At 73.8% G+C, this 18,050-nt stretch carries 16 protein-coding genes; 8 read left to right on the top strand and 8 right to left on the bottom strand.

The window, feature by feature from the left end:
- The first annotated feature begins 115 nt into the window (after positions 1 to 115).
- The 4 genes from HT134_RS38730 to HT134_RS38715 all read left to right on the top strand — a co-directional run bounded on the left by HT134_RS38730 (position 116) and on the right by HT134_RS38715 (position 4,444).
- Positions 116 to 1,426, top strand: a complete 1,311-nt coding sequence (locus tag HT134_RS38730) for a coiled-coil domain-containing protein (protein ID WP_175605475.1) — start codon at positions 116 to 118, stop codon at positions 1,424 to 1,426.
- Between the two features lie 777 nt (positions 1,427 to 2,203).
- A complete protein-coding gene (locus HT134_RS38725; RefSeq protein WP_217708871.1) occupies positions 2,204 to 3,133 on the top strand; it encodes an alpha/beta hydrolase in 930 nt (309 codons plus the stop codon).
- A gap of 33 nt (positions 3,134 to 3,166) precedes the next feature.
- Positions 3,167 to 3,622, top strand: a complete 456-nt coding sequence (locus tag HT134_RS38720) for a GbsR/MarR family transcriptional regulator (RefSeq protein WP_175605473.1) — start codon at positions 3,167 to 3,169, stop codon at positions 3,620 to 3,622.
- 9 nt (positions 3,623 to 3,631) lie between these two features.
- Positions 3,632 to 4,444: a class I SAM-dependent methyltransferase gene (locus HT134_RS38715; protein ID WP_175605472.1), complete on the top strand. Its 813-nt coding sequence runs from the start codon at positions 3,632 to 3,634 to the stop codon at positions 4,442 to 4,444.
- Positions 4,445 to 4,560: 116 nt separating this feature from the next.
- Here the strand turns inward: HT134_RS38715 and HT134_RS38710 are convergent, their stop codons facing one another.
- A complete protein-coding gene (locus HT134_RS38710; protein ID WP_175605471.1) occupies positions 4,561 to 7,854 on the bottom strand; it encodes an AfsR/SARP family transcriptional regulator in 3,294 nt (1,097 codons plus the stop codon).
- Positions 7,855 to 8,011: 157 nt separating this feature from the next.
- On the opposite strand from HT134_RS38710, the gene HT134_RS38705 reads away from it, so the two are divergent.
- Positions 8,012 to 9,532, top strand: coding sequence for an FAD-dependent oxidoreductase (locus HT134_RS38705; protein ID WP_175605470.1), 1,521 nt, complete (start codon positions 8,012 to 8,014; stop codon positions 9,530 to 9,532).
- Positions 9,533 to 9,588: 56 nt separating this feature from the next.
- On the top strand, positions 9,589 to 10,251 hold the full coding sequence (locus tag HT134_RS38700; protein WP_175605469.1) for a GDSL-type esterase/lipase family protein: 663 nt from the start codon (positions 9,589 to 9,591) through the stop codon (positions 10,249 to 10,251).
- Positions 10,252 to 10,290: 39 nt separating this feature from the next.
- Here HT134_RS38700 and HT134_RS38695 read toward each other — a convergent pair whose 3' ends face one another.
- Both HT134_RS38695 and HT134_RS38690 read right to left on the bottom strand, forming a co-directional pair.
- Positions 10,291 to 10,695, bottom strand: a complete 405-nt coding sequence (locus HT134_RS38695) for a hypothetical protein (RefSeq protein ID WP_175605468.1) — start codon at positions 10,693 to 10,695, stop codon at positions 10,291 to 10,293.
- A 256-nt stretch (positions 10,696 to 10,951) separates the two neighbouring features.
- The gene (locus HT134_RS38690) at positions 10,952 to 11,398 is read right to left on the bottom strand and encodes a MarR family winged helix-turn-helix transcriptional regulator (protein WP_175605467.1); all 447 of its coding nucleotides are present in this window, start codon (positions 11,396 to 11,398) and stop codon (positions 10,952 to 10,954) included.
- Between the two features lie 102 nt (positions 11,399 to 11,500).
- On the opposite strand from HT134_RS38690, the gene HT134_RS38685 reads away from it, so the two are divergent.
- Positions 11,501 to 13,270, top strand: a complete 1,770-nt coding sequence (locus HT134_RS38685; RefSeq protein ID WP_217708870.1) for an FAD-binding oxidoreductase — start codon at positions 11,501 to 11,503, stop codon at positions 13,268 to 13,270.
- Between the two features lie 19 nt (positions 13,271 to 13,289).
- Here the strand turns inward: HT134_RS38685 and HT134_RS38680 are convergent, their stop codons facing one another.
- The 3 genes from HT134_RS38680 to HT134_RS38670 form a co-directional block, all read right to left on the bottom strand.
- Positions 13,290 to 14,435 carry an RNA polymerase sigma factor gene (locus HT134_RS38680; protein WP_175605466.1) on the bottom strand — a complete coding sequence of 382 codons (1,146 nt, stop codon included), beginning with the start codon at positions 14,433 to 14,435 and terminating at the stop codon, positions 13,290 to 13,292.
- Positions 14,432 to 14,836 (bottom strand): YciI family protein, encoded by a 405-nt coding sequence (locus tag HT134_RS38675; protein WP_175605465.1) that lies wholly within the window; start codon positions 14,834 to 14,836, stop codon positions 14,432 to 14,434. Before HT134_RS38675 ends, HT134_RS38680 begins: the two co-directional genes overlap by 4 nt.
- A 115-nt stretch (positions 14,837 to 14,951) precedes the next feature.
- Entirely contained in the window at positions 14,952 to 15,653 is a 702-nt protein-coding gene (locus HT134_RS38670; RefSeq protein WP_217708869.1) for a GntR family transcriptional regulator, read from the bottom strand.
- Positions 15,654 to 15,736: 83 nt separating this feature from the next.
- On the opposite strand from HT134_RS38670, the gene HT134_RS38665 reads away from it, so the two are divergent.
- Positions 15,737 to 16,270, top strand: coding sequence for a YbhB/YbcL family Raf kinase inhibitor-like protein (locus HT134_RS38665; protein WP_175605464.1), 534 nt, complete (start codon positions 15,737 to 15,739; stop codon positions 16,268 to 16,270).
- Between the two features lie 107 nt (positions 16,271 to 16,377).
- On the opposite strand, the gene HT134_RS38660 is transcribed toward HT134_RS38665, so the two are convergent.
- Both HT134_RS38660 and HT134_RS38655 read right to left on the bottom strand, forming a co-directional pair.
- Complete coding sequence (locus HT134_RS38660) at positions 16,378 to 17,529, bottom strand: MFS transporter (RefSeq protein WP_312888773.1); 1,152 nt, start codon at positions 17,527 to 17,529, stop codon at positions 16,378 to 16,380.
- Between the two features lie 157 nt (positions 17,530 to 17,686).
- Positions 17,687 to 18,050 (bottom strand): SDR family oxidoreductase (locus HT134_RS38655; RefSeq protein ID WP_512698723.1); only part of this gene is annotated, 364 nt, incomplete at its 5' end.

Raw genomic sequence — 18,050 nt, 5'->3', positions numbered from 1 at the left:
TTCCACGAAATCCGCCGCTTCAGATGAGAAGGCAAGACCAGTGACCATCCCGGACACAAATGGCGAACCGCAGGTCAGTGATGCCAGCACTCGACAGATCAACAGAGAAGTCACCGTGGTGACGCCGTGCAAGCACTGTGGGGCGCCGATCGAGCAGCGGCGGGGGAGAGGCCGTCCCAAGGCGTACTGTCCCGAGGGCGACTGCCAGGCCGCCGCCAAGCGGGAAAGAGAGCTGCGTCGTGCCACCCCGGGGCTGGAGGGGGCACTGGCCAGGGCGGAGCAGCTGTACGAGCGGATGGAGAGCGGGCTCGCCGCCGCCATCGAGCCGCTCGCGCACGCGCTCGCCCAGGAGCTGAGCCCCGCCGGCGTGGAGGCGAAGCTGAGCGCCGTCCAGGCGGAGGCGCACACGCGCGTGGCGGTGGCGCGTGCCGAACGGGAGCAGGCGTTCGAGCAGGTACGGCTGGCTCGCGAGGCGGCCGAGCACGCCCGCCGGGAAGCGGCGCAGATGCGGCTGCGGGTCGAGGAGGCCGAGACCGAGCGCGACACCGCCCTCGGCGACGGCGAGCGGGCCCGCGAACAGGCCCTCGCGGCGCTGCGTGAGGCGGCCAGCACCGAACGGCAGGCGTTGCAGAACGCCGAGAAGTCCGCGCGCCGCGCCGAGCAGGCCGAACGGCGGGCGAAGGAGGCGGTGACCCGGGTCGAGCTGGCCGAACGAGCCCGTGACCAGGCGGTTCAGGAGCTGGCCGAGCGGGTGGAGGCGGCCGAGGCCCGTACGCGGGAGGCTCTGGAGCAGGCCGTACAGGCTGGTGAGGACGCCGAGCTGGCGCGGTCGGAGCGCGACCGGGCCCGGGAGGAGGTGGCCGCGGCGGCACACGCGCGGCAGGAGGCCGAGCGCGAGGTGGCGGCGGCCCGGGCTCGGGCGGAGGCCGCGGAGCAGGAGCGGGACCGAGCGGTCGCGCGGGCGGAGAGCGCCGAGCGTGCCGCCGCGCAGGCGGAACGCGACCGCGCTGTGGCCCTCAACGAGCGGGCCGCGGCGCTGAGCGAGGCCGAGCAGGCCCGTGACAACGCCGCCGCGCTCGTCGCGCAGGCGCAGGAGAACGCCGCCGCCGAGGTGGCGGAGGCCGCGCGTGAGCGCGAACGGATGGAGCGCGAGCTCGCCGCCCTGGCCGAGACCCTGGAGGCGGCCCGGCGTGAGGCCGCCGAGCTGGCCGAGCGGGAGGCCGCGCACCGGGCCGAGGCCGTGGCCGCCGAACGTGAGAGGGCCGACGCCCTGTCCGGGGAGCGTGACGAGCTGCGGGTGGAGCTCCGGCTGGAACGGGCACGGCTGGACGACGTACGGGCGCAGTTGGAGGCGGCGCGTGGCGAGGCGGCGGAGCTGCGGGAACGCGCTGTGGCGGCGGAGCTCCGCAGCGGCCGGGGCGGCTGAGTGCTCGCCTGGCCGACCGAACGCGGCCCCGTTCCCGTGCGCCACCCGGCCGCGGCCGGCGTCTGCCCGCACGCCGGCCGCGCCCGCCTCGGCTAGGACCGCGCCTGCGTCACCCGGCGTACTCGTCCAGCAGTCTGATCGGGACTGCTCCGACGATGCAAGATCACCCAGTGGTGTGGGTTCGGGCGCTTGCGTCGTCGGGCTGCGGGGTCGTGCTCGGCGGTGACGCGGGCGGAGGTCTCCTCACCCAGGCGTACGTAGCGGCCGGGGCCGGCCAGGTGCAGGGCGACCCGGCCGTGTCCGAGGTCGCCGTCGTCCACCGCGGGACTTCGCCTGCAGTTCGGGCGTGGTTGGGCCGGAGGCGGCCAGGTGGGTCAGCGCGCTGTGGCGCAGCTGGTGCAGGGTCCAGCCGTCGCTGTGGGGGTCGAGCTCGGCTGAGGCTGTCTTGAACAGGTGCTCGGCGCGCAGGCAGGACAGGCGGCCGTGGCCGTAGGTGGGGGGCAGGTGTCGGCGGCCGCCGGCGCGCGTCGTCCGGAGGCGGGGGCGCGTCGGTCGGCCAGGAACACCGGGCCGGCGGCGCGGCCGGCGAGCAGACGGGGCAGCAGGCGAGGCGGCAGGCGGGCTGTGGCGGTGGCGGTGGCCCAGTGCACGTATTCGATGGCGCCGCCCTTGGAGCGGACGCGGGCGTGGCGGAACTCGGTAACGGTCTACCGGATTGACATTGCTAGATATTTCAGTCATGTTTGAAATAACTAGCCAACAGGCATGGAGCAAACCATGGAACACGTGACCTTCAACAGCCTCGGCACCCGCTGCGCGGGCGACCTCTACCTGCCCGACACGAGCGACCCGGTCCCCGGGCTGGTGCTCGGGCACAGCGGGGTGATGGTCAAAGAGGCGCTGGCGTTCTTCGCGCCGTACTTCGTCAAGGCCGGCTTCGCGGTGCTGGCCATCGACTACCGCACGGTCGGCTCGAGCGAAGGCGAGCCGCGCGGCCTGGACTACCCGGAGCGGCAGGTGGAGGACTTCCGCAGCGCCGTGTCCTACCTGCAGACCCGTCCCGAAGTGCAGCCGGAGCGGATCGGGGTGTGGGGGGTGAGCGTCGGCGGCTCGGTGGCGGCCCAGGCCGCCGTGCTCGATCGGCGCATCAAGTGCGTCGTCGTGCAGAGCCCCAGCGTGTGGAACGGATGGCGGTACATGGAACGCCTCCTGGGCCGTGCCGGTGTCCACGCGCTGCGCGACCGGCTGCAGCAGGACTGGCAGCGGCGCTACGAAGGCGGGGAGAGCGCTCGCGTGCCGCACCTGACGCTGGAGGGCGACAGCGTGAAGGACACCCCGGACATGTCGACCCGCCTGTTTCCCACCTACCGCAACGAGAAGACCCTCGACTCGGCCGAGCACCTGCTCACCTTCGCCCCGGAGGACCTCATCCACCGGCTCGCGCCGACGCCGCTGCTGATGATCGCCAACGGCGGCTGGGACCCGTACCACATGCTGGAGGAGGCGCAAAGTGCCTTCGCCAAGGCGGGCGAGCCCAAGCGGCTCGCGGTGCTGCCCTACGACGTGCTCGGCCTGTACACCGGCCCGGGCCTGGAGGAGGCGACGGCGCTCGCGATCGACTGGTTCGACCTCTACCTGCGCAGGACCCGGCTCGCGGACATCACCCCGACACCCACCTACGAGTCGGTGGCCGCCATGACACAGTGAACCGGCACACGATCAACAACGGAGGACGCGACGATGAGCACTGAGGAACAGCAGGACCGGCTGCTCCGCTGGGTGGAGCGGGTGACCGCCTTCTGCGTCGAGGAGTGGGGGCTGCCACCCATCACCGGACGCATCCTCGGATGGCTCATGATCTGCGACCCGGCCGAGCAGTCCGCCGGCCAGATCGCGGACGTCATCCAGGCCAGCCGGGCCTCGCTCACCTCGAACATGCGCTTCCTCACGGCCATCGGCCTGGTCAAGAAGGTGAGACGGCCCGGCGATCGCGTCTCCTACTACCGCATCGAAGACGACGCCTGGCAGAAGGTCATCCAGCGCAAGCTCGAAAGCCTGAGCGCGTTCGGCGAGATCGCCGACGAAGGGCTCGACATCGTGGGCGGCGAGGGGCACCGCGCCGAGCGCATCAAGGCCGCCCACGACTCCCTGACGTGGCTGCAGAATCTCGCGGCCCGTCATCCGCTACGCCGTTAAGGAATCCCCATGCACCGCTGGCAACCCAAGCTCGGGCTGATCCAGGAAACGCTGCTGCTCACTCTGTACGCCAGGGCCCTGGACGCCGGGCGGCCCAGCCCGATCCTCGGCGACACGCTCTCCGCCGACCTGGCCGGCACCATCGATTACGACTTCGGCAAGCTGAAGGTCAAACCCAACCTCGTCCTCACCACAGCACTGCGCGCCAAGAAGCTCGACGGCGTCGTCCGCGCCTACATCGCCGCTCATCCGGGATGCGTGGTGCTCGACCTGGGCTGCGGCCTGGACACCAGGATGGTCCGCTGTGATCCTCCGCCCGGCGTCGACTGGTACGACATCGACTTCCCGGAAGTGGTGCAGCTGCGGGCCGAACGTCTGCCCGGCCGTTCCCACCTGGTCGGAGCCGACCTCACCAGCTCCGACTGGCTCACAGCCATCCCCGGCGACCGGCCGGCCATGATCGTCGCCGAGGGGCTGCTTCCCTTCATGCCCGGCGACTCCTTCCAGGCGATGACCCGCGCGCTGGCCGGCCATTTCCCTTCGGGCGAGTTCGCGCTCAACGGCTACACCCGCTTCGCCGCCTGGGCCATGAAGTACCACCCGACCATCAAGGCGCTCGGCATCAAAGCCGCCCAGGGCTTCGACGACCCACACGAGCCGGAGTCCTGGGGCGCCGGCCTCGAACTGATCGAGGAGCAGATCCTCACCCGCGCACCGGAAATAGCCCGGTTCCCGCAACCCCTGCGGGCGCTGACCCGTCTCACCGCCCGCAGCACGGTCTTGTCCCGGCAAGGAGTGCGCATTCTCCGCTACCGGTTCTGAGCCCGTGCGGGCGGCGGTGGCGGCGAGCGGCGTTCCTTCAGGTTGTGGACGTGCCGTCGGCGGTCAGGTCGCGAAACGCGGTGGAGGTGTGGGAGACGTGCCGGTGGCCAGGTGACTCACATCGAGCGCGGACCAGTTTCCCCGCGCAGCCGGGCCGGGTCGGCTGCGGTCGTGGCCGTCTTCCCGTCCAGTTGCCAGCCCTTCCCGTACGCCGCGGCGAAGGCGTCCTCGCCCAGCGCGGCCCGCCCCCGGCGGGTGAGCTCGAGGACCTGCCGATCGGTGTGGTCGTGAGCGCCGCGCAGCCGGGACGCGGCGCCGAGCAGGACGGCCGACTCGTGGTGCCGTCCGTGCGCCCCGGCGTACGCGGCGGCGTTCACCGCCACCAGCGACAGGATCGGCAGGTCCCGGCTGGCCGACGCCGCCGCGTACGCCTTCTCCAGCGCCTTCTCCGCGCCGGCCAGGTCGCCCGTCTCCAGGCAGAGCGCGGCCCGTGCGCTGCCGACCAGCGTCCGCACGTGGTCACCGGCGAACGTGGCGTCGCCGTCGAGCTCTCGTTCGGCGTCGTCGAGCAGTGCCCGCGCCCGGTCCAGGTCGCCGAGCCGCACCCGGAAGCCGGCCTCCCACGCGTCGAAGAGGAGCAGCAGCTCCTTCGAGGTCGCCCGCCGCGCCCGCTCGCGGGCCGACTCGGTCATCGCGATCGCCAGGTCGCTCTCGCCGCGCCGAAGGTGCAGGTCGATCCAGCGCAGGTCGCTGAACACCTGGTCGCCGAGGCCGAGCGGGCCGAACTCGCCGGCCAGCGACCGGGCCTCGCGCAGGTCGGCCAGCGCGCCGCCGAGGTCGCCGTCGTACTGCCGCAGCTGGGCGCGCATCGGCAGGGCGGCGGCCTGGCCCCAGCGGTCGCCGACCTGCCGGAAACGGGCCAGGGCCGCGGTCACGTCGGTGCGCGTCCTGCCGAGCTCGCCCGCGTTCTCGGCGAGCCGGGCCCGGAACATGTGGGCCAGCCCGGACAGCCACACGTCGTCGCCGTCGGCCAGGTGCTCGACGATCGCGAGCGCGGCCTTCTCCTCCTGCAGGAACGCGAGCGTGAGCGCGTACGCGCCGTACGGGCCGGGCAGCTCCGGGTGGGCGAGCAGCCGGTTGGTCAGCTCACGTATCCGCGCCCGGTCGCCCGCGGCCTCCCCGGCGGTCATCCCTGGCCGGGTGTCGAGCCGGTTGGACAGGTAGATCGCCTGGGCGCAGTCGCGGTCGGGCGTCGGCTCCCCGCAGGGCACCGCCAGGGCCTCGCCCAGCCAGTAGGCCGCGTCGCGGTGTCGGCCGAACATCTGCCAGTACCAGGTCAGGCTCAGGGCGAGCGCGACCGCGCCGGGAGCGTCGCCGGTGTCGCACCGCCGGCGCAGGGCGGCCAGCGCGTTGTCGTACTCGGCGCTGATGACGCGCATGGCCGCGAGCTGGCCGGGGCCGCGCAGCTGCGGATCGTACCGGGCCATGAGCGCGGTGAAGTGGCCGGCGGCCAGGTCGCGGACGGTGCCGAGGTCGCCCGTCTCGGCCAGGCGGCCGGTGCCGTACTCGCGCAGCGTCTCCAGCATGCGGTAGCGGCCCGGATCGGGCGCGAGCTGCAGCAGCGACCGGTCGACCAGGGCCGCGAGCAGCTCGGGAATGTCGGCAGCCGGCACCGCGGTGCCGGCGCAGACCGCGGTGGCCGAGGCCGGTGTGACGCCGCCGGGCAGGATCGAGACGCGTTCGGCGACTGTACGCTCGTGCTCGCTCAGCAGCTGCCAGCTCCAGGCGATGACCGCGCGCAGCGTGCGGTGCCGGGGCAGCGCGGTGCGGCTGCCGGTGGTGAGCAGCCGGAACCGGTCGGACAGCCCGTCGGCCAGCTCGGGCAGCGACAGCGTCCGCAGCCGGGCCGCGGCCAGCTCCAGCGCCAGCGGCATCCCGTCCAGGCCGCGGACCACCCGCCGGACCTCGGGCAACGTCGTCTCGTCCACCTCGAAGCCCGGGCGCACGGCCGCGGCCCGCTCGGTGAACAGGCGTACCGACGCCGCCCGCCGGGTCTGCTCGACGCCGTCGTCCGGCCCGGGCAGCGGGAGCGGGCCGAGCGGCACCAGCGCCTCGCCGTCGACCGCGAGGGGTTCGCGGCTGGTGGCCAGCACGCGCAGCGCGGAGCATCGGGGCAGCAGGGCCGCGACCAGGTGGGCCACGGCGTCGATCAGGTGCTCGCAGTTGTCGACCAGCAGCAGGCTCTCCCGGTCACCGAGCTGGTCGGCGAGCACGTCCAGGTCGGAGCCCTCGACCCGCGTCCGGGCCTCGAACATCGCGCCGCCGCGCAGCCCGATCCCGGCGAGCACGGCCGCGCCGACCTTGGCCGGCTCGGTGACCGAGGCGAGATCGATCATCCAGGCGTCGTGGCCGTACGCGTCGTGGTGCCGGCGGGCGGCCTCGACGGCGAGCCTGGTCTTGCCGGCGCCGCCGGGACCGAGCACGGTGACCAGGCGCCCGGCGGCGAGCAGCGTGTCGATCCGGGCGAGGTCGTCGTCGCGCCCGATGAAGCCGGTCAGCGGCGCGGGGAGGTTGCTCGGCCTGGTCCGCGCGGTGCCGGACGCCGGGGCGGGCAGGTTGCTCGGCCCGGTCCGCGCGGTGCCGGACGCCGGGGCGGGCCGCTCGGCGCGCAGCAGACGCAGGTGGCGCTCGCGCAGCGCGGCGCCCGGGTCGGCGCCGAGCACGTCGGCCAGGGTTGCGCGGACCCGCTCGTACAGGGCCAGGGCCTCGGCCTGGCGGCCCTGGGCGGTGAGCGCGTCCATGAGCAGCGCGGCCGCCCGCTCGTGGACGGGGTGCTCGGTGAGCAGGGCGGTCAGGCGGGCGGCGGCCGCGTCGGCGCGGCCCAGCGTCAGCTCGGCGCCGGCGAGGTCGGCGACGGCTTCGACCGAGGCGTGGGCCAGCCGGGTCGCGGCGGCGGGCGCCACCGCGGCGACGGCCGTGGGCTCGGCGCCGGGACGGTCGCCCCACAGCGCCACGGCCTCGGCGAGCAAGGCAGCCGCGGCATGCGTGTCGCCGGCGCGCACGCGGTCACGGCCGGCGGCGGCGAGCCGCTCGAACCGCAGCGCGTCCACGTCGGCCGCGTCCACGTTCAGCCGGTAGCCGCCGGCGACCTGCGCGACGTCGCCGGCCGAGCCGAGGGCCCGGCGCAGCCGCGAGACCAGGGCCTGCAGGGCGTGGGCGGGGCCGGCGGGCAGGTCCTCGGCCCAGATCGCGTCGACCAGGACGCCCTGATCGATCGGGCGCCCGCCGGCGAGCGCCAGCCGTACGAGCAGAGCCTGCAACCGGGCACCCGGAACGGGCAGGGCGGCGTCACCGCGGGACGCCTGAAAAGCGCCGAGCAGCGTGACACGAAGCGGCGCATCCCCGTCCATCTCCCAATCTTGGCGTGCGCACCTTCGAGTCCCCAAATCATGGCAGGACCGGCAAGTGCCGTGCGTGACCGCCATGTCAGCGCCGTGTGCGCCCCATGTGAGCGGCCCGGGTCAGTCTTGGCGTGCATCGGAAGACAGGCTTCGGAAGGGAGTTCTGATGCATGACGTAGTGATCGTGGGCGCCGGCCCGGTGGGTCTTCTCCTCGCCTGCGAGCTCGGCCTCGCGGGCTGTTCTGTCCTGGTGCTGGAGCGGGAGCCGGAGCCCGGTTCCCCGTGGAAGGCGGACCCGCTCGGGATGCGGGGCCTGTCCGCGGCGTCGGTCGAGGCGTTCTACCGGCGGGGAATGCTGCACCCGCTGCTGAAGGCGTCGGGCGTCGGCGACCGTCCCGTCGCGGAGGAGCCGGCACAGCCTCGTGGCGCGGGCCACTTCGCCGGCATGATGCTCGATCCGGCCAACGTCGACATCGCCGCCCTGCCGTTCCGGCTTCCCGGCCCGGCGATGGACGGCGTCATGACCGACCTCGAAGCGGTCGAGACGGTGCTGTCCGAGCGGGCGTCCGTGCTCGGCGTGCAGGTCAGGCGCGGCGTCGCCGTCTCCGGCATCGCGCGGGACGATGAGGACGACGGGGTCGTGGTCGTGCGAGCCGGCGAGCACGAGTACGCGGCGCGCTGGGTCGTCGGCTGCGATGGCGGACGCAGCACGGTGCGCGGGCTCGCGGGCTTCGAGTTCCTCGGCACCGAGCCGCAGTTCACCGGCTACGTCGTGCTCGCCACCGTCGCCGATCCCGAGAAGCTGCGCCCCGGCTTCAACCTGACGCCGACGGGCATGTACCTCCGGACGCCGGCGGAGGGGTACGTCGGCATGCTGGAGTTCGACGGCGGCGCGTTCGATCGCTCGCAGCGGCCGACTCGCGACCATCTCCAGGCGGTCCTGCGCCGGGTGTCCGGTACGGACGTGACGCTGAGCGACGTCCGCCTCGCCTCCAGCTTCACCGATCGGGCGATGCAGACGACCACCTACCGGCGGGGGCGCGTCCTGCTCGCGGGCGACGCCGCCCACATCCACTCTCCCCTCGGGGCGCAGGGACTCAACCTCGGCATCGGCGACGCCATGAACCTGGGATGGAAGCTCGCGGCGACCGTGCACGGGCACGCGCCGGACGGGCTGCTCGACACCTACACCGGCGAGCGCCGTCCGGTCGGCGCCTGGGCGCTCGACTGGACGCGCGCCCAGACGGCGGTCATGCGGCCGGACGCGCATGCCCAGGCGATCCAGGGCGTGGTCCGAGACCTGATCGGGACCCGTGACGGGACGACGTACGTGTTCGAGAAGACGTCGGGATCGTCGATCCGCTACGCCCTCGGCGGCGGGCATCCGCTGACCGGCCGCAACGCCCCGGACCTTCGTCTCGGGGACGGCACTCGCCTCGGCGACCTGATGCGGGACGGACGCGGCGTCGCTCTCGACTTCAGCGTCGACCGGCGCCTGGCCGACTCGGCGACGGGGTGGACGGGCCGGATCCGGTACGTGGCCGGGCCGGCGGGAGACGACCTCGGATCGGGTGCCGTGCTTGTCCGGCCCGACGGCGTGGTCGCCTGGGTGGGCGATCACGAGCCCGATCGTGACGGGTTCGAGCGGGCCGCGAGCCGTTGGTTCGGCCGGCCGGCAACCGGATGATGAGCCGCTCGAACGGTGAACCTTTCCTCCCCTCGACCGATGTCCAGGAGAACCACATGACGATCACCCTCCGCCCGGGAAGCACCGTGATGTTCACCGGCGATTCGGTCACCGACTGCCGGCGGCTGGAGAGCGAAGAGGGCCTCGGGTCCGGTTACCCGCTGCGCATCGCGGGCGAGTGGGGCCTGCGGCACCCCGACCGGCCCGTGACCTGGCTGAACACCGGGGTCGCGGGCGACAAGGTGATGGACCTCGAAGCCCGCTGGCAGGCGGACGTGCTCGACGCGCGCCCGGACGTGGTGTCGATCCTCGTCGGCGGCAACGACATGGGCTGGCACACGTACGACCCGGACGGACACGTGATCCCCGCGGAGGAGTACGCGGCGGGCTACGACCGGCTGCTCGCCCCCCTCGCCGAGGCCGGGGCCGGCCTGATCCTCATCGAGCCGTTCCTCCTGCCGATTCGCGGCCTGGTCGAGGTCGGCGATGCCCACATCGGCGAGGAGGAGCGGAAGGAGTGGCGCGCCGACCTGGACCCGAAGATCCAGGCCGTGCGCGAGCTCGCCCGCACGTACGGCGCGCACCTGCTCGCCGCGGACGGCATGTTCGCCGAGCTCGCCGCGACGACCGGGCCTGAGTACTGGGCCATGGACGGCGTGCACCCGACGCCGGCCGGTCACGCCGCACTCGCGGCGGCCTGGTTGCGCCTGGTCGCGTGACTGACCGTGCCCCGGTGGACCTTCAGGCGTGATGAATCCTCAGGCGGCGTCGAGGGCTTCGGTGATCTTGCGGGCCATCTCGGCCAGGGGCGGGCTGGGCTCGCCCTGCTGGGCCCGGGCGGATGCCTCGGTGGCGACGATGACGGTGCGGCGGAAGTTCTCGGCCTCTGCCGGATCGTGCTGCTTGAGCAGGTTCATGGACGCCGTCAGCGCCGGAAACACCTGGTCGGCGAGTTCGGCCACGGACTTGCCGTACTTCACGCCCCTGGGCCCCTTGGCGAGCACGTGCCCGACCAGGCCGGTCGCGGCGGTCAGGGCGATGGAGCCCCTGGTGGCGACCTTGTGCGCCGAGTCGGCGACACCGGCGGCGGACATCAGCGAGACGGCGCCCCACGCGGCGATCCGCAGGGTGAGCTTGTCCTGGTCGGTCAGGGTGATGGACATGGCGGCGTGCTCCCTCGTTCTGGCACGGAAGTCAAGATGGACGGACGGATACCGCGAACGGCGCCGAGAGGTGGATCGCTCGGGCCAGGCCGCCCGGGCGGATCGCACCCGGCCTCGGGCCGCGATCGCTGAACCGTTCACGCACTCACCATCGCCGGCCGCGCTGATACCGGGCCGTCGCCGTGCTGACACCGCCTCTGACCCGACGCCGCGGCCGGCCTGATCGCCGGGTGCTCCCCGGTCACCGGGTGACCGGTCAGTCGCGATGCTCGGCGAGGCGGGTGAGCAGGTCGATCAGGTGCCGCCGGTCCGCCGCGGGCAGCGGGGCGAGGAACTCGTCCTGGGCGGCGGCGATCAGCCGGTCGAGGTCGGTGAGGAGACTCCGGCCCTCGGCGGTGATGGTGACGATGTTGCGCCGGCGGTCCTCCGGGTCGGGCGCGCGCTCCACGACGTGCCGTTCGGCGAGCTCGTTGACGGTCGCCACCATGTCGCTGCGGTCGATGCCGATGCGGCGGCCGAGGGCGGCCTGGCTGGCGGGGCCGTACTCCTCCAGCGCGGCGAGCAGGGCGTAGTGGTAGCGCCGGACGCCGGCCTGGGCGAGCGCCCGATCCACGATGCGGTTGGCGGTCATCGCCGCATGGTTGGCCAACCTGCTCGGCAGCATGCGCAGCCGCTCGGGCGGCGGGCCCTCTGGGGTGTCCACGGGGCCAATCTAGCAACTTGTTGGCCGCACCCACGATTCGGTGTACTGTTGGCCGCGCCAACGTTGGCCATACCAACGTTCTTTGGAAAGGCGGATCACCCAATGCTGGACACCGATTCCACGGCCGGCGCCCTCCAGACCCTCACGGGCGTCTGGACCGGCCGGACGCGCCACGACGACCGGACCGGCCCCTTCACCATCTCCTTCGCCCCCGACGGCACCGTCGCGCTGCGCACCCCGCACGGCGTGGGCACCGGCGTCTGGAGCGCCGACGGGCCCGGCCGCTTCTCCTACGAGCTCACCGAGACTCCCGCTCCGGACGCGGACCACCACGGTCGCCGGCGGATCCACGTCGAGGCACACCTGGACGGCGCCGCGTATCACGGGACGGGCACCGTCAGCGCCGGCGGCGCTCCGGCGCGCGCCGCCGCCCCGGTGCAGTTCACCGCCGACCGCCTCGCGGGGGAGCCGGCGGCCTGGCACGACGTGGTGAGCCTGGGCGCGTCGATCCGGGGGCGCACGCTCCACCCCGGCGACGAGGGCTTCGAGCAGGCCTGCTCGGGCTGGCTGCTGACGGTCGAGCACCGGCCCGCGGCGGTCGTGGTCGCCGCCGACGCCGACGACGTGGCCGCCGCCGTCCGGTTCGCGGCGCAGGCGGGGCGGCCGGTCGCGGTGCAGTCGACCGGGCACGGCAAGTCGGTGCCCGCGGACGGAGCCGTGTTCATCGCCACCGGCGAGCTGCGCGAGCTGTCGGTGGACCCGCGTGCCGGCACCGCGCGGATCGGGGCCGGGCTGCGCTGGGACGAGGTGGTCGCCGCGGCGGCCGAGCACGGCCTCGCGCCGCTGTGCGGCTCCTCCGGCCAGGTCGGGGTGATGGGCTTCCTGACCGGCGGCGGGCTCCCGCTGACCGGCCGCACGTACGGCTTCGCCGCCGACCGCGTCCGCTCGCTCGACATCGTCACCGCCAACGGCCTGCTGCGCACCGTGTCTCCCCTTCAGGAGCCGGACCTGTTCTGGGCGGTGCGGGGCGGCAAGAGCAACTTCGGCGTGGTGGTCGCGGCCGAGATCGAGCTGCTGCCGCTGCGCACGATCTACGGCGGCCGGCTCCACTACCCGGTCGAGAACCGCGAGCAGGCCACCCGCGTGCTCCGCTCCTACCTGGCCTGGGCCAGGGAGCAGCCGGAGGAGATGTCGTCGTCGGTGACGCTGATGCGCTTCCCCGACGCGCCGCAGCTTCCCGAGGAGCTCCGCGGCCGTTCGCTCGTGCTGGTCACGCTGGTCCACGTGGGGGAGGAGGAGCTGGGCGCGCGGCTGGTGGAGCCGCTGCGCGCGCTCGGCCCGGCGCAGGACACCTGCGGCGCCATGCCGTACACGCGGATCACCGAGATCCACCAGGACCCCAAGAACCCGGTCGGGGCGCACCTGCGCGGCGCGTTGCTCCGCGAACCGGACGACGAGGCCGTGGCGGAGCTGGTCTCGTTCATCGACCCCGCGAAGTCCGGCGGGCCGTTCCCGGGCATCGAGCTGCGGCACCTGGGCGGGGCGCTGGACCGGCCGCCGGGCCGCGCGCACGCGGTCAGCACCCAGGGCGCGGCCTTCCACCTGTGGCTGCGGATGCCGGCCCCGCCCGATCAGGCCGACGCGGTGCGCGGGGCCGCCGACGAGATGCTGGCGCGGCTCCGGCGGTGGGACACCGGCGCCATGCTGCCCGGCTTCCTGTTCGACCACGACTCGGCTCCCGAACGGGTCAGGCGGGCCTACACCGAGGCGGACCACCGGCGGCTGACCGCGGTGAAGGCCACGTACGACCCGAACCACCTTTTCCGCATCAACCACACCATCCCGCCGGCGCGACACCCGGCCGACGGGTAGCCGGCATCGGGACGGCCGCTCACGGACGCAGCAGTTGCCGCACCCGTGCGGCCTCCCGGGTCAGGTGGTCGCGCTCCGGCACGCTGGTGGCGGCGCGGGACGCCTCGGCGTACAGCTCGGCGGCGCGTTCGAGGTCACCGGCGCGTTCGTGCAGGTACGCCGCCACCGCGGCGTGACGGGGCAGGTCAGGGGACACGTCGGCGAGCGCCGCCAGGCCCGCGCCCGCTCCGTCGGCCTCCCCGACCGCCACCGCGCGGTTGAGCCGCACCACCGGGCTGCCGGTGAGGGCGAGCAGTTCGTCGTACCACTCCACGATCTGCACCCAGTCCGTCTCGGCGGCGCTGCGGGCGTCCGCGTGCAGGGCGGCGATCGCGGCCTGCGCCTGGTACTCGCCCAGCCGGTCGCGGGCCAGCGCGGCCTGCAGGATCGTCACCCCCTCGCTGATCAGGGCGGTGTCCCAGCGGGACCGGTCCTGCTGGGCGAGCGGCACCAGCCGGCCCGCCGGGTCCGTGCGGGACGCGCGGCGCGCGTGGTGCAGCAGCATGAGCGCGAGCAGGCCCGCGGCCTCGGGCTCGCCGGTCAGGGCGACGAGCTGGCGGGTGAGGCGGATCGCCTCGGCCGCCAGGTCGACGTCCCCGCCGTACCCCTCGTTGAAGACGAGGTAGAGCACCCGCAGCACCGTCCCGAGGTCGCCGGGCCGGTCGAGCGGCTGTCCCGCGATACGCCGCTTGGCCCGGCTGATCCGCTGCGCCATGGTGGCCTCGGGGACGAGGTACGCCGCGGCGATCTGCCGCGTGGTCAGGCCGCCGACCGCGCGCAGCGTCAGGGCGACGGCCGAGCCCTGCGGCAGGGTGGGGTGCGCGCACAGGAAGTACAGCCGCAGCGTGTCGTCGGCGGCGGGCGCGGGACCCGCGGGAGGCTCGGCCTCCACGGTGAGCTCCCGCCCCCGGCGCGACGCCTCGGCGCGGGCGGCGTCGAGGAACTTGCGCCACGCGACCGCCACGAGCCACGCCTTCGGGTCGCGCGGCGGGTCGTCCGGCCAGGTCTCCAGGGCCCGGATCAGGGACTCCTGCACGGCGTCCTCGGCCGAGGCGAAGTCGGCTCCGCGCCGGACGAGGACGCCGATCACCGCGGGCACGAGCTCCCGCAGCAGGGACTCGTTCACTCGGTGACCGTGTGAGACTCGGTGAGGAACGGCCGGACCTCGAGCCACTCGTGGATCGGCTCGCCGCCGGCCCCGGGGGCGGCGGAGAGCTCCCCGGCGAGCTGGACCGCGCGGTCCCAGGACTCCACGTCGATGATCATCCAGCCGGCGATGAGGTCCTTGGTCTCGGCGAACGGGCCGTCGGTCACCGGCGGCCGCCCCTCGCCGTCGTACCGGACGAACGCGCCCTCGGGTGACAGCGCCTGGCCGTCGACGAACTCGCCCGTCTCCGTCAGGCGGGCCGCGAAGTCGCGCATGTACTGCACATGCGCGTCGACCTCCTCAGGCGTCCACCGGTCCATCGGCACGTCGTTGACGGCTGCCGGTGCGCCCCGGTAGTGCTTCAGCAGCAGGTACTTCATGGTGGTTCTCCTGGTTCGTCTTGTCCGTCGCGCGGCCCGTCGTGGTCGCTCGTGCCCCTGGGACGGAGCCGGCGCCGCGTTCTCGACATCCGGAAGCCAACTCATTCACAGAACTTTATTCTGGTCGTTTCGCCGCGTCGTAGTGGGCGCCGTCGGTGAGCGCGGCCGCGGTCTGGGTGAGGTGCCGGGTCAGCAGCTCGGCCGCGGCGTCGGCGTCGCGGGCCAGCGCGGCCTCCTCCAGCCGGCGGTGCTCGCCGACGCCGTCGCGACCGGGATCGCGGTGCGCCGACCAGCGCCGGGCCAGCTCGCCGGCGGTCCACATCCGGTCGAAGGTCTCCAGCAGGACGGGGTTGCCGCAGCCCTCCAGCAGGGTGCGGTGGAAGACCCGGTGCGCCTCGGACCACGCCTCGCTGTAGTGCTCGCTCTCGCCCCGCGGGTACGGCGGGGTGCGGGCCAGACGATGGTGGGCGGCTCGTACGCGGGCCTCCCAGTCGACGTCGCCCCGCTCGACGGACATGCGCAGCACGGCCGGCTCGACGGTCCGGCGGGCCTCGGCGATCTGCTGCCAGCGGCGGTCGGAGAAGGACGGGACGGCGAAGCCGCGGTTGGGCAGCCGGTCGGCGAGGCCCTCGCCGACCACCCGCACGAGCGCCTCGCGCACGACGGCCAGGCTCACGCCCTGCTGCCGGGCGAGCTCCTGCGGCTTCAGGGCGTCCCCGGGGGCGTAGTCGCCGCGCATGATCGCGTCCCGCAGGCGCACGTAGACCTGCTCGGAGAGCATCTGCTTCCCCGGCGGGGGCGGGGTGTGGTCCGTCATGGCCATATCGTAGACGATTGAGCAAATAATCGATTATCCGTGTTATGGTCGATTCAATTCCGCGACTTGAGAGGACCGACGCGATGAGCGCCAACGACCCCTTCGCCCGCCTTCCCGAGGCGGCCTCCTTCACCGTGACCAGCACCACCGTCGCCGACGGCGCTCCCTGGCCGGCCGAGCAGTTCTCCTCCGGCGTCCCCGGAGGGCAGGACATCTCCCCGCAGTTGTCCTGGAGCGGCGCGCCGGAAGGCACCAGAAGCTATGCCGTCACCGTCTACGACCCCGACGCCCCCACCGGGTCCGGGTTCTGGCACTGGGCGGTCGCCGACATCCCCGCCACCGTCACCGACCTGCCCGAGGGCGCGGGCGACGACACCGGCTCGGGCCTGCCCGAGGGCGCCTACCAACTGCCCAACGACGCCCGCGTGGCCCGCTTCATCGGCGCCGCCCCGCCGGCCGGGCACGGGCCGCACCGCTACTTCGTCGTGGTGCACGCCCTCGACGTCGAGTCCATCGGCGTCCCGGCCGACGCCACTCCGGCCTTCCTCGGCTTCACCATGTCCGGCCACATCCTCGGCCGCGCGGTCCTGACCGCCACCGCCGAGATCACCGCCTGACGGCCGGCTGCCCGCCGGCGTCGCGGGACGTCGCGGGGGAGACGCCGAGTCCCCGGCTGCGGCCCGTGGCGGTCGCCTGAGCCGCCGGCTGCTGGCCGGCCGGCGGCTCATCGGCGTGCTGAACGCTCCGGACGACGGCGCCCGCGCAGCAGCCGGCCCCCGAGGAGGACCACGCAGGACCCGGCGGTCAGCAGCCCGCCGGCGAGGAAGGTGCCCCGCACCTCGGCGAGCGACAGGACCAACGCCCCCAGCGCGGCACCCGCCGCGATGCCGGCGTTGTAGGCGCCGGAGTTCGCCGCCAGGGCGATGTCCGTGCGGCCCGGGGCGCAGTGCAGCATCGCGTTCTGCGTCGTCATGAACACCGGGCCGAGCGCACCCCCCATCAGCGTCAGGAACACCACCGCCGCCACCTGGTGAGCGCCGAACGCGTACAGGCCCAGCATGCCCACCGCCTGCGTGGCCACGGCGGCGGCCAGCGCGGACTGCGGGAAGCGGTCCAGCAACGCCCCGGTGACGCTCACCCCGGCCAGGCACGCGACACCGAACACCACGAACAGGACGCTGACCGTGTCCGGGGAGAATCCGCTCACGTCACCCAGGAACGTCACGATGTAGGTGTATCCGGTGAACGCCCCGGTGGCGGACAAGGCTCCGGCCGCCAGCACCGTGCCGAACCGCCGTACGTCGGGACTGGTCGCGTAGGCGGCGGGCTCCTCGTCCGGACGCGACGTCGGCAGCAGTACGGCGATCGTCACCAGCGAGACCAGCCCCAGAGCCGCCAGCACGGCGACGGGCACCTGCCAGCCGCTCTGCCGGCCCAGCCAGGTCCCGGCGGGCACCCCGAGCACGAGGGCGAGCGAACCGGCGACGGACAACGCCCCCATCACCCGCCCCCGCGCCCGCGGCGCGAACAGGCCCACCGCGACCGGCCCCATCACGGCCCAGAACAGCGCCTGGGCGAGCGCCGTCAGCAGCCGCGCCACGAGGAGCAGCCAGTACGAGGGCGCCAGCGCCGCGACGAGACTGGACACCACGAGCGCCCCCAGCAGCCCCGAGAGCACATGGCGCCGGGGCACCGCCCGCACGAGGTGCGCGATCGGCACGGACGCGACGGCCACTGTCACGCCGTACCCGGTGACCAGGAGACCGACCGCCGACAGAGAGACCTGGAGGTCGTCGGCGATGAGCCCCAGGAGGCCGACCGGCAGGTTCTCCGCGGTGTTGAAGGTGAGGGCGGCCAGCATCAGGGCGCCGAGCACCGCCAAGGCGTGCCATGGCGCCGGTGATCGCGTGCCTGTGCGGATCCCTTCCGGTCCTCGTCCGTCGTGCCGGCTCTTGGCACTTCTCATGCGTGCACCACACCAGTCCCATCGGCGCCTCGCAACCGGATTCCGCCGCCGGATCGGCGGGAGGGGCTCAGAGCGCGGCCGCCTGGTCGAGGTGGCCCTGGGCCTGCGCAGACAGATCCTGCCAGTCGGCCCACGTCTTCAGCCGGTCGGCGTAGGCCTGCTCGATCATCGGGCGGAAGCCCTGGCCGAACAGGATGCGCAGGGGCGGGTTGTCGGAGTCGACGAGGGTGAGCAGGGCCTGGGCGGCGGCGGCGGGGTCGCCGGCGGGCTGCTTGCCGGCCATGGCGCCCAGGCGGCGGCGCAACCCGTCGTAGGCGGGGTCGGGTGTGGCCACGTGGCCGTTGTCGAGCGGGTTGGGGTTCTTGCCGCCCCGGGTGGCGAAGCCGCCGGGCTCGATGATGGTGACCTTGACGCCGAACTCGGCGACCTCG

This window comes from Nonomuraea rhodomycinica, from assembly GCF_013363995.1.
In the GTDB taxonomy this organism is placed as follows: domain Bacteria; phylum Actinomycetota; class Actinomycetes; order Streptosporangiales; family Streptosporangiaceae; genus Nonomuraea; species Nonomuraea rhodomycinica.
Note: the sequence above shows the minus strand (reverse complement) of the source record. Positions and strands in the feature narration are given on the sequence as shown.

Coding starts and splice junctions, on each gene's coding strand:
- HT134_RS38705 (WP_175605470.1), top strand. CDS start 8,012: ATGCATGACGTAGTGATCGTGGGCGCCGGCCCGGTGGGTCTTCTCCTC.
- HT134_RS38720 (WP_175605473.1), top strand. CDS start 3,167: ATGAGCACTGAGGAACAGCAGGACCGGCTGCTCCGCTGGGTGGAGCGG.
- HT134_RS38685 (WP_217708870.1), top strand. CDS start 11,501: ATGCTGGACACCGATTCCACGGCCGGCGCCCTCCAGACCCTCACGGGC.
- HT134_RS38675 (WP_175605465.1), bottom strand. CDS start 14,836: ATGAAGTACCTGCTGCTGAAGCACTACCGGGGCGCACCGGCAGCCGTC.
- HT134_RS38715 (WP_175605472.1), top strand. CDS start 3,632: ATGCACCGCTGGCAACCCAAGCTCGGGCTGATCCAGGAAACGCTGCTG.
- HT134_RS38695 (WP_175605468.1), bottom strand. CDS start 10,695: ATGTCCATCACCCTGACCGACCAGGACAAGCTCACCCTGCGGATCGCC.
- HT134_RS38700 (WP_175605469.1), top strand. CDS start 9,589: ATGACGATCACCCTCCGCCCGGGAAGCACCGTGATGTTCACCGGCGAT.
- HT134_RS38670 (WP_217708869.1), bottom strand. CDS start 15,653: ATGACGGACCACACCCCGCCCCCGCCGGGGAAGCAGATGCTCTCCGAG.
- HT134_RS38725 (WP_217708871.1), top strand. CDS start 2,204: ATGGAACACGTGACCTTCAACAGCCTCGGCACCCGCTGCGCGGGCGAC.
- HT134_RS38665 (WP_175605464.1), top strand. CDS start 15,737: ATGAGCGCCAACGACCCCTTCGCCCGCCTTCCCGAGGCGGCCTCCTTC.
- HT134_RS38710 (WP_175605471.1), bottom strand. CDS start 7,854: ATGGACGGGGATGCGCCGCTTCGTGTCACGCTGCTCGGCGCTTTTCAG.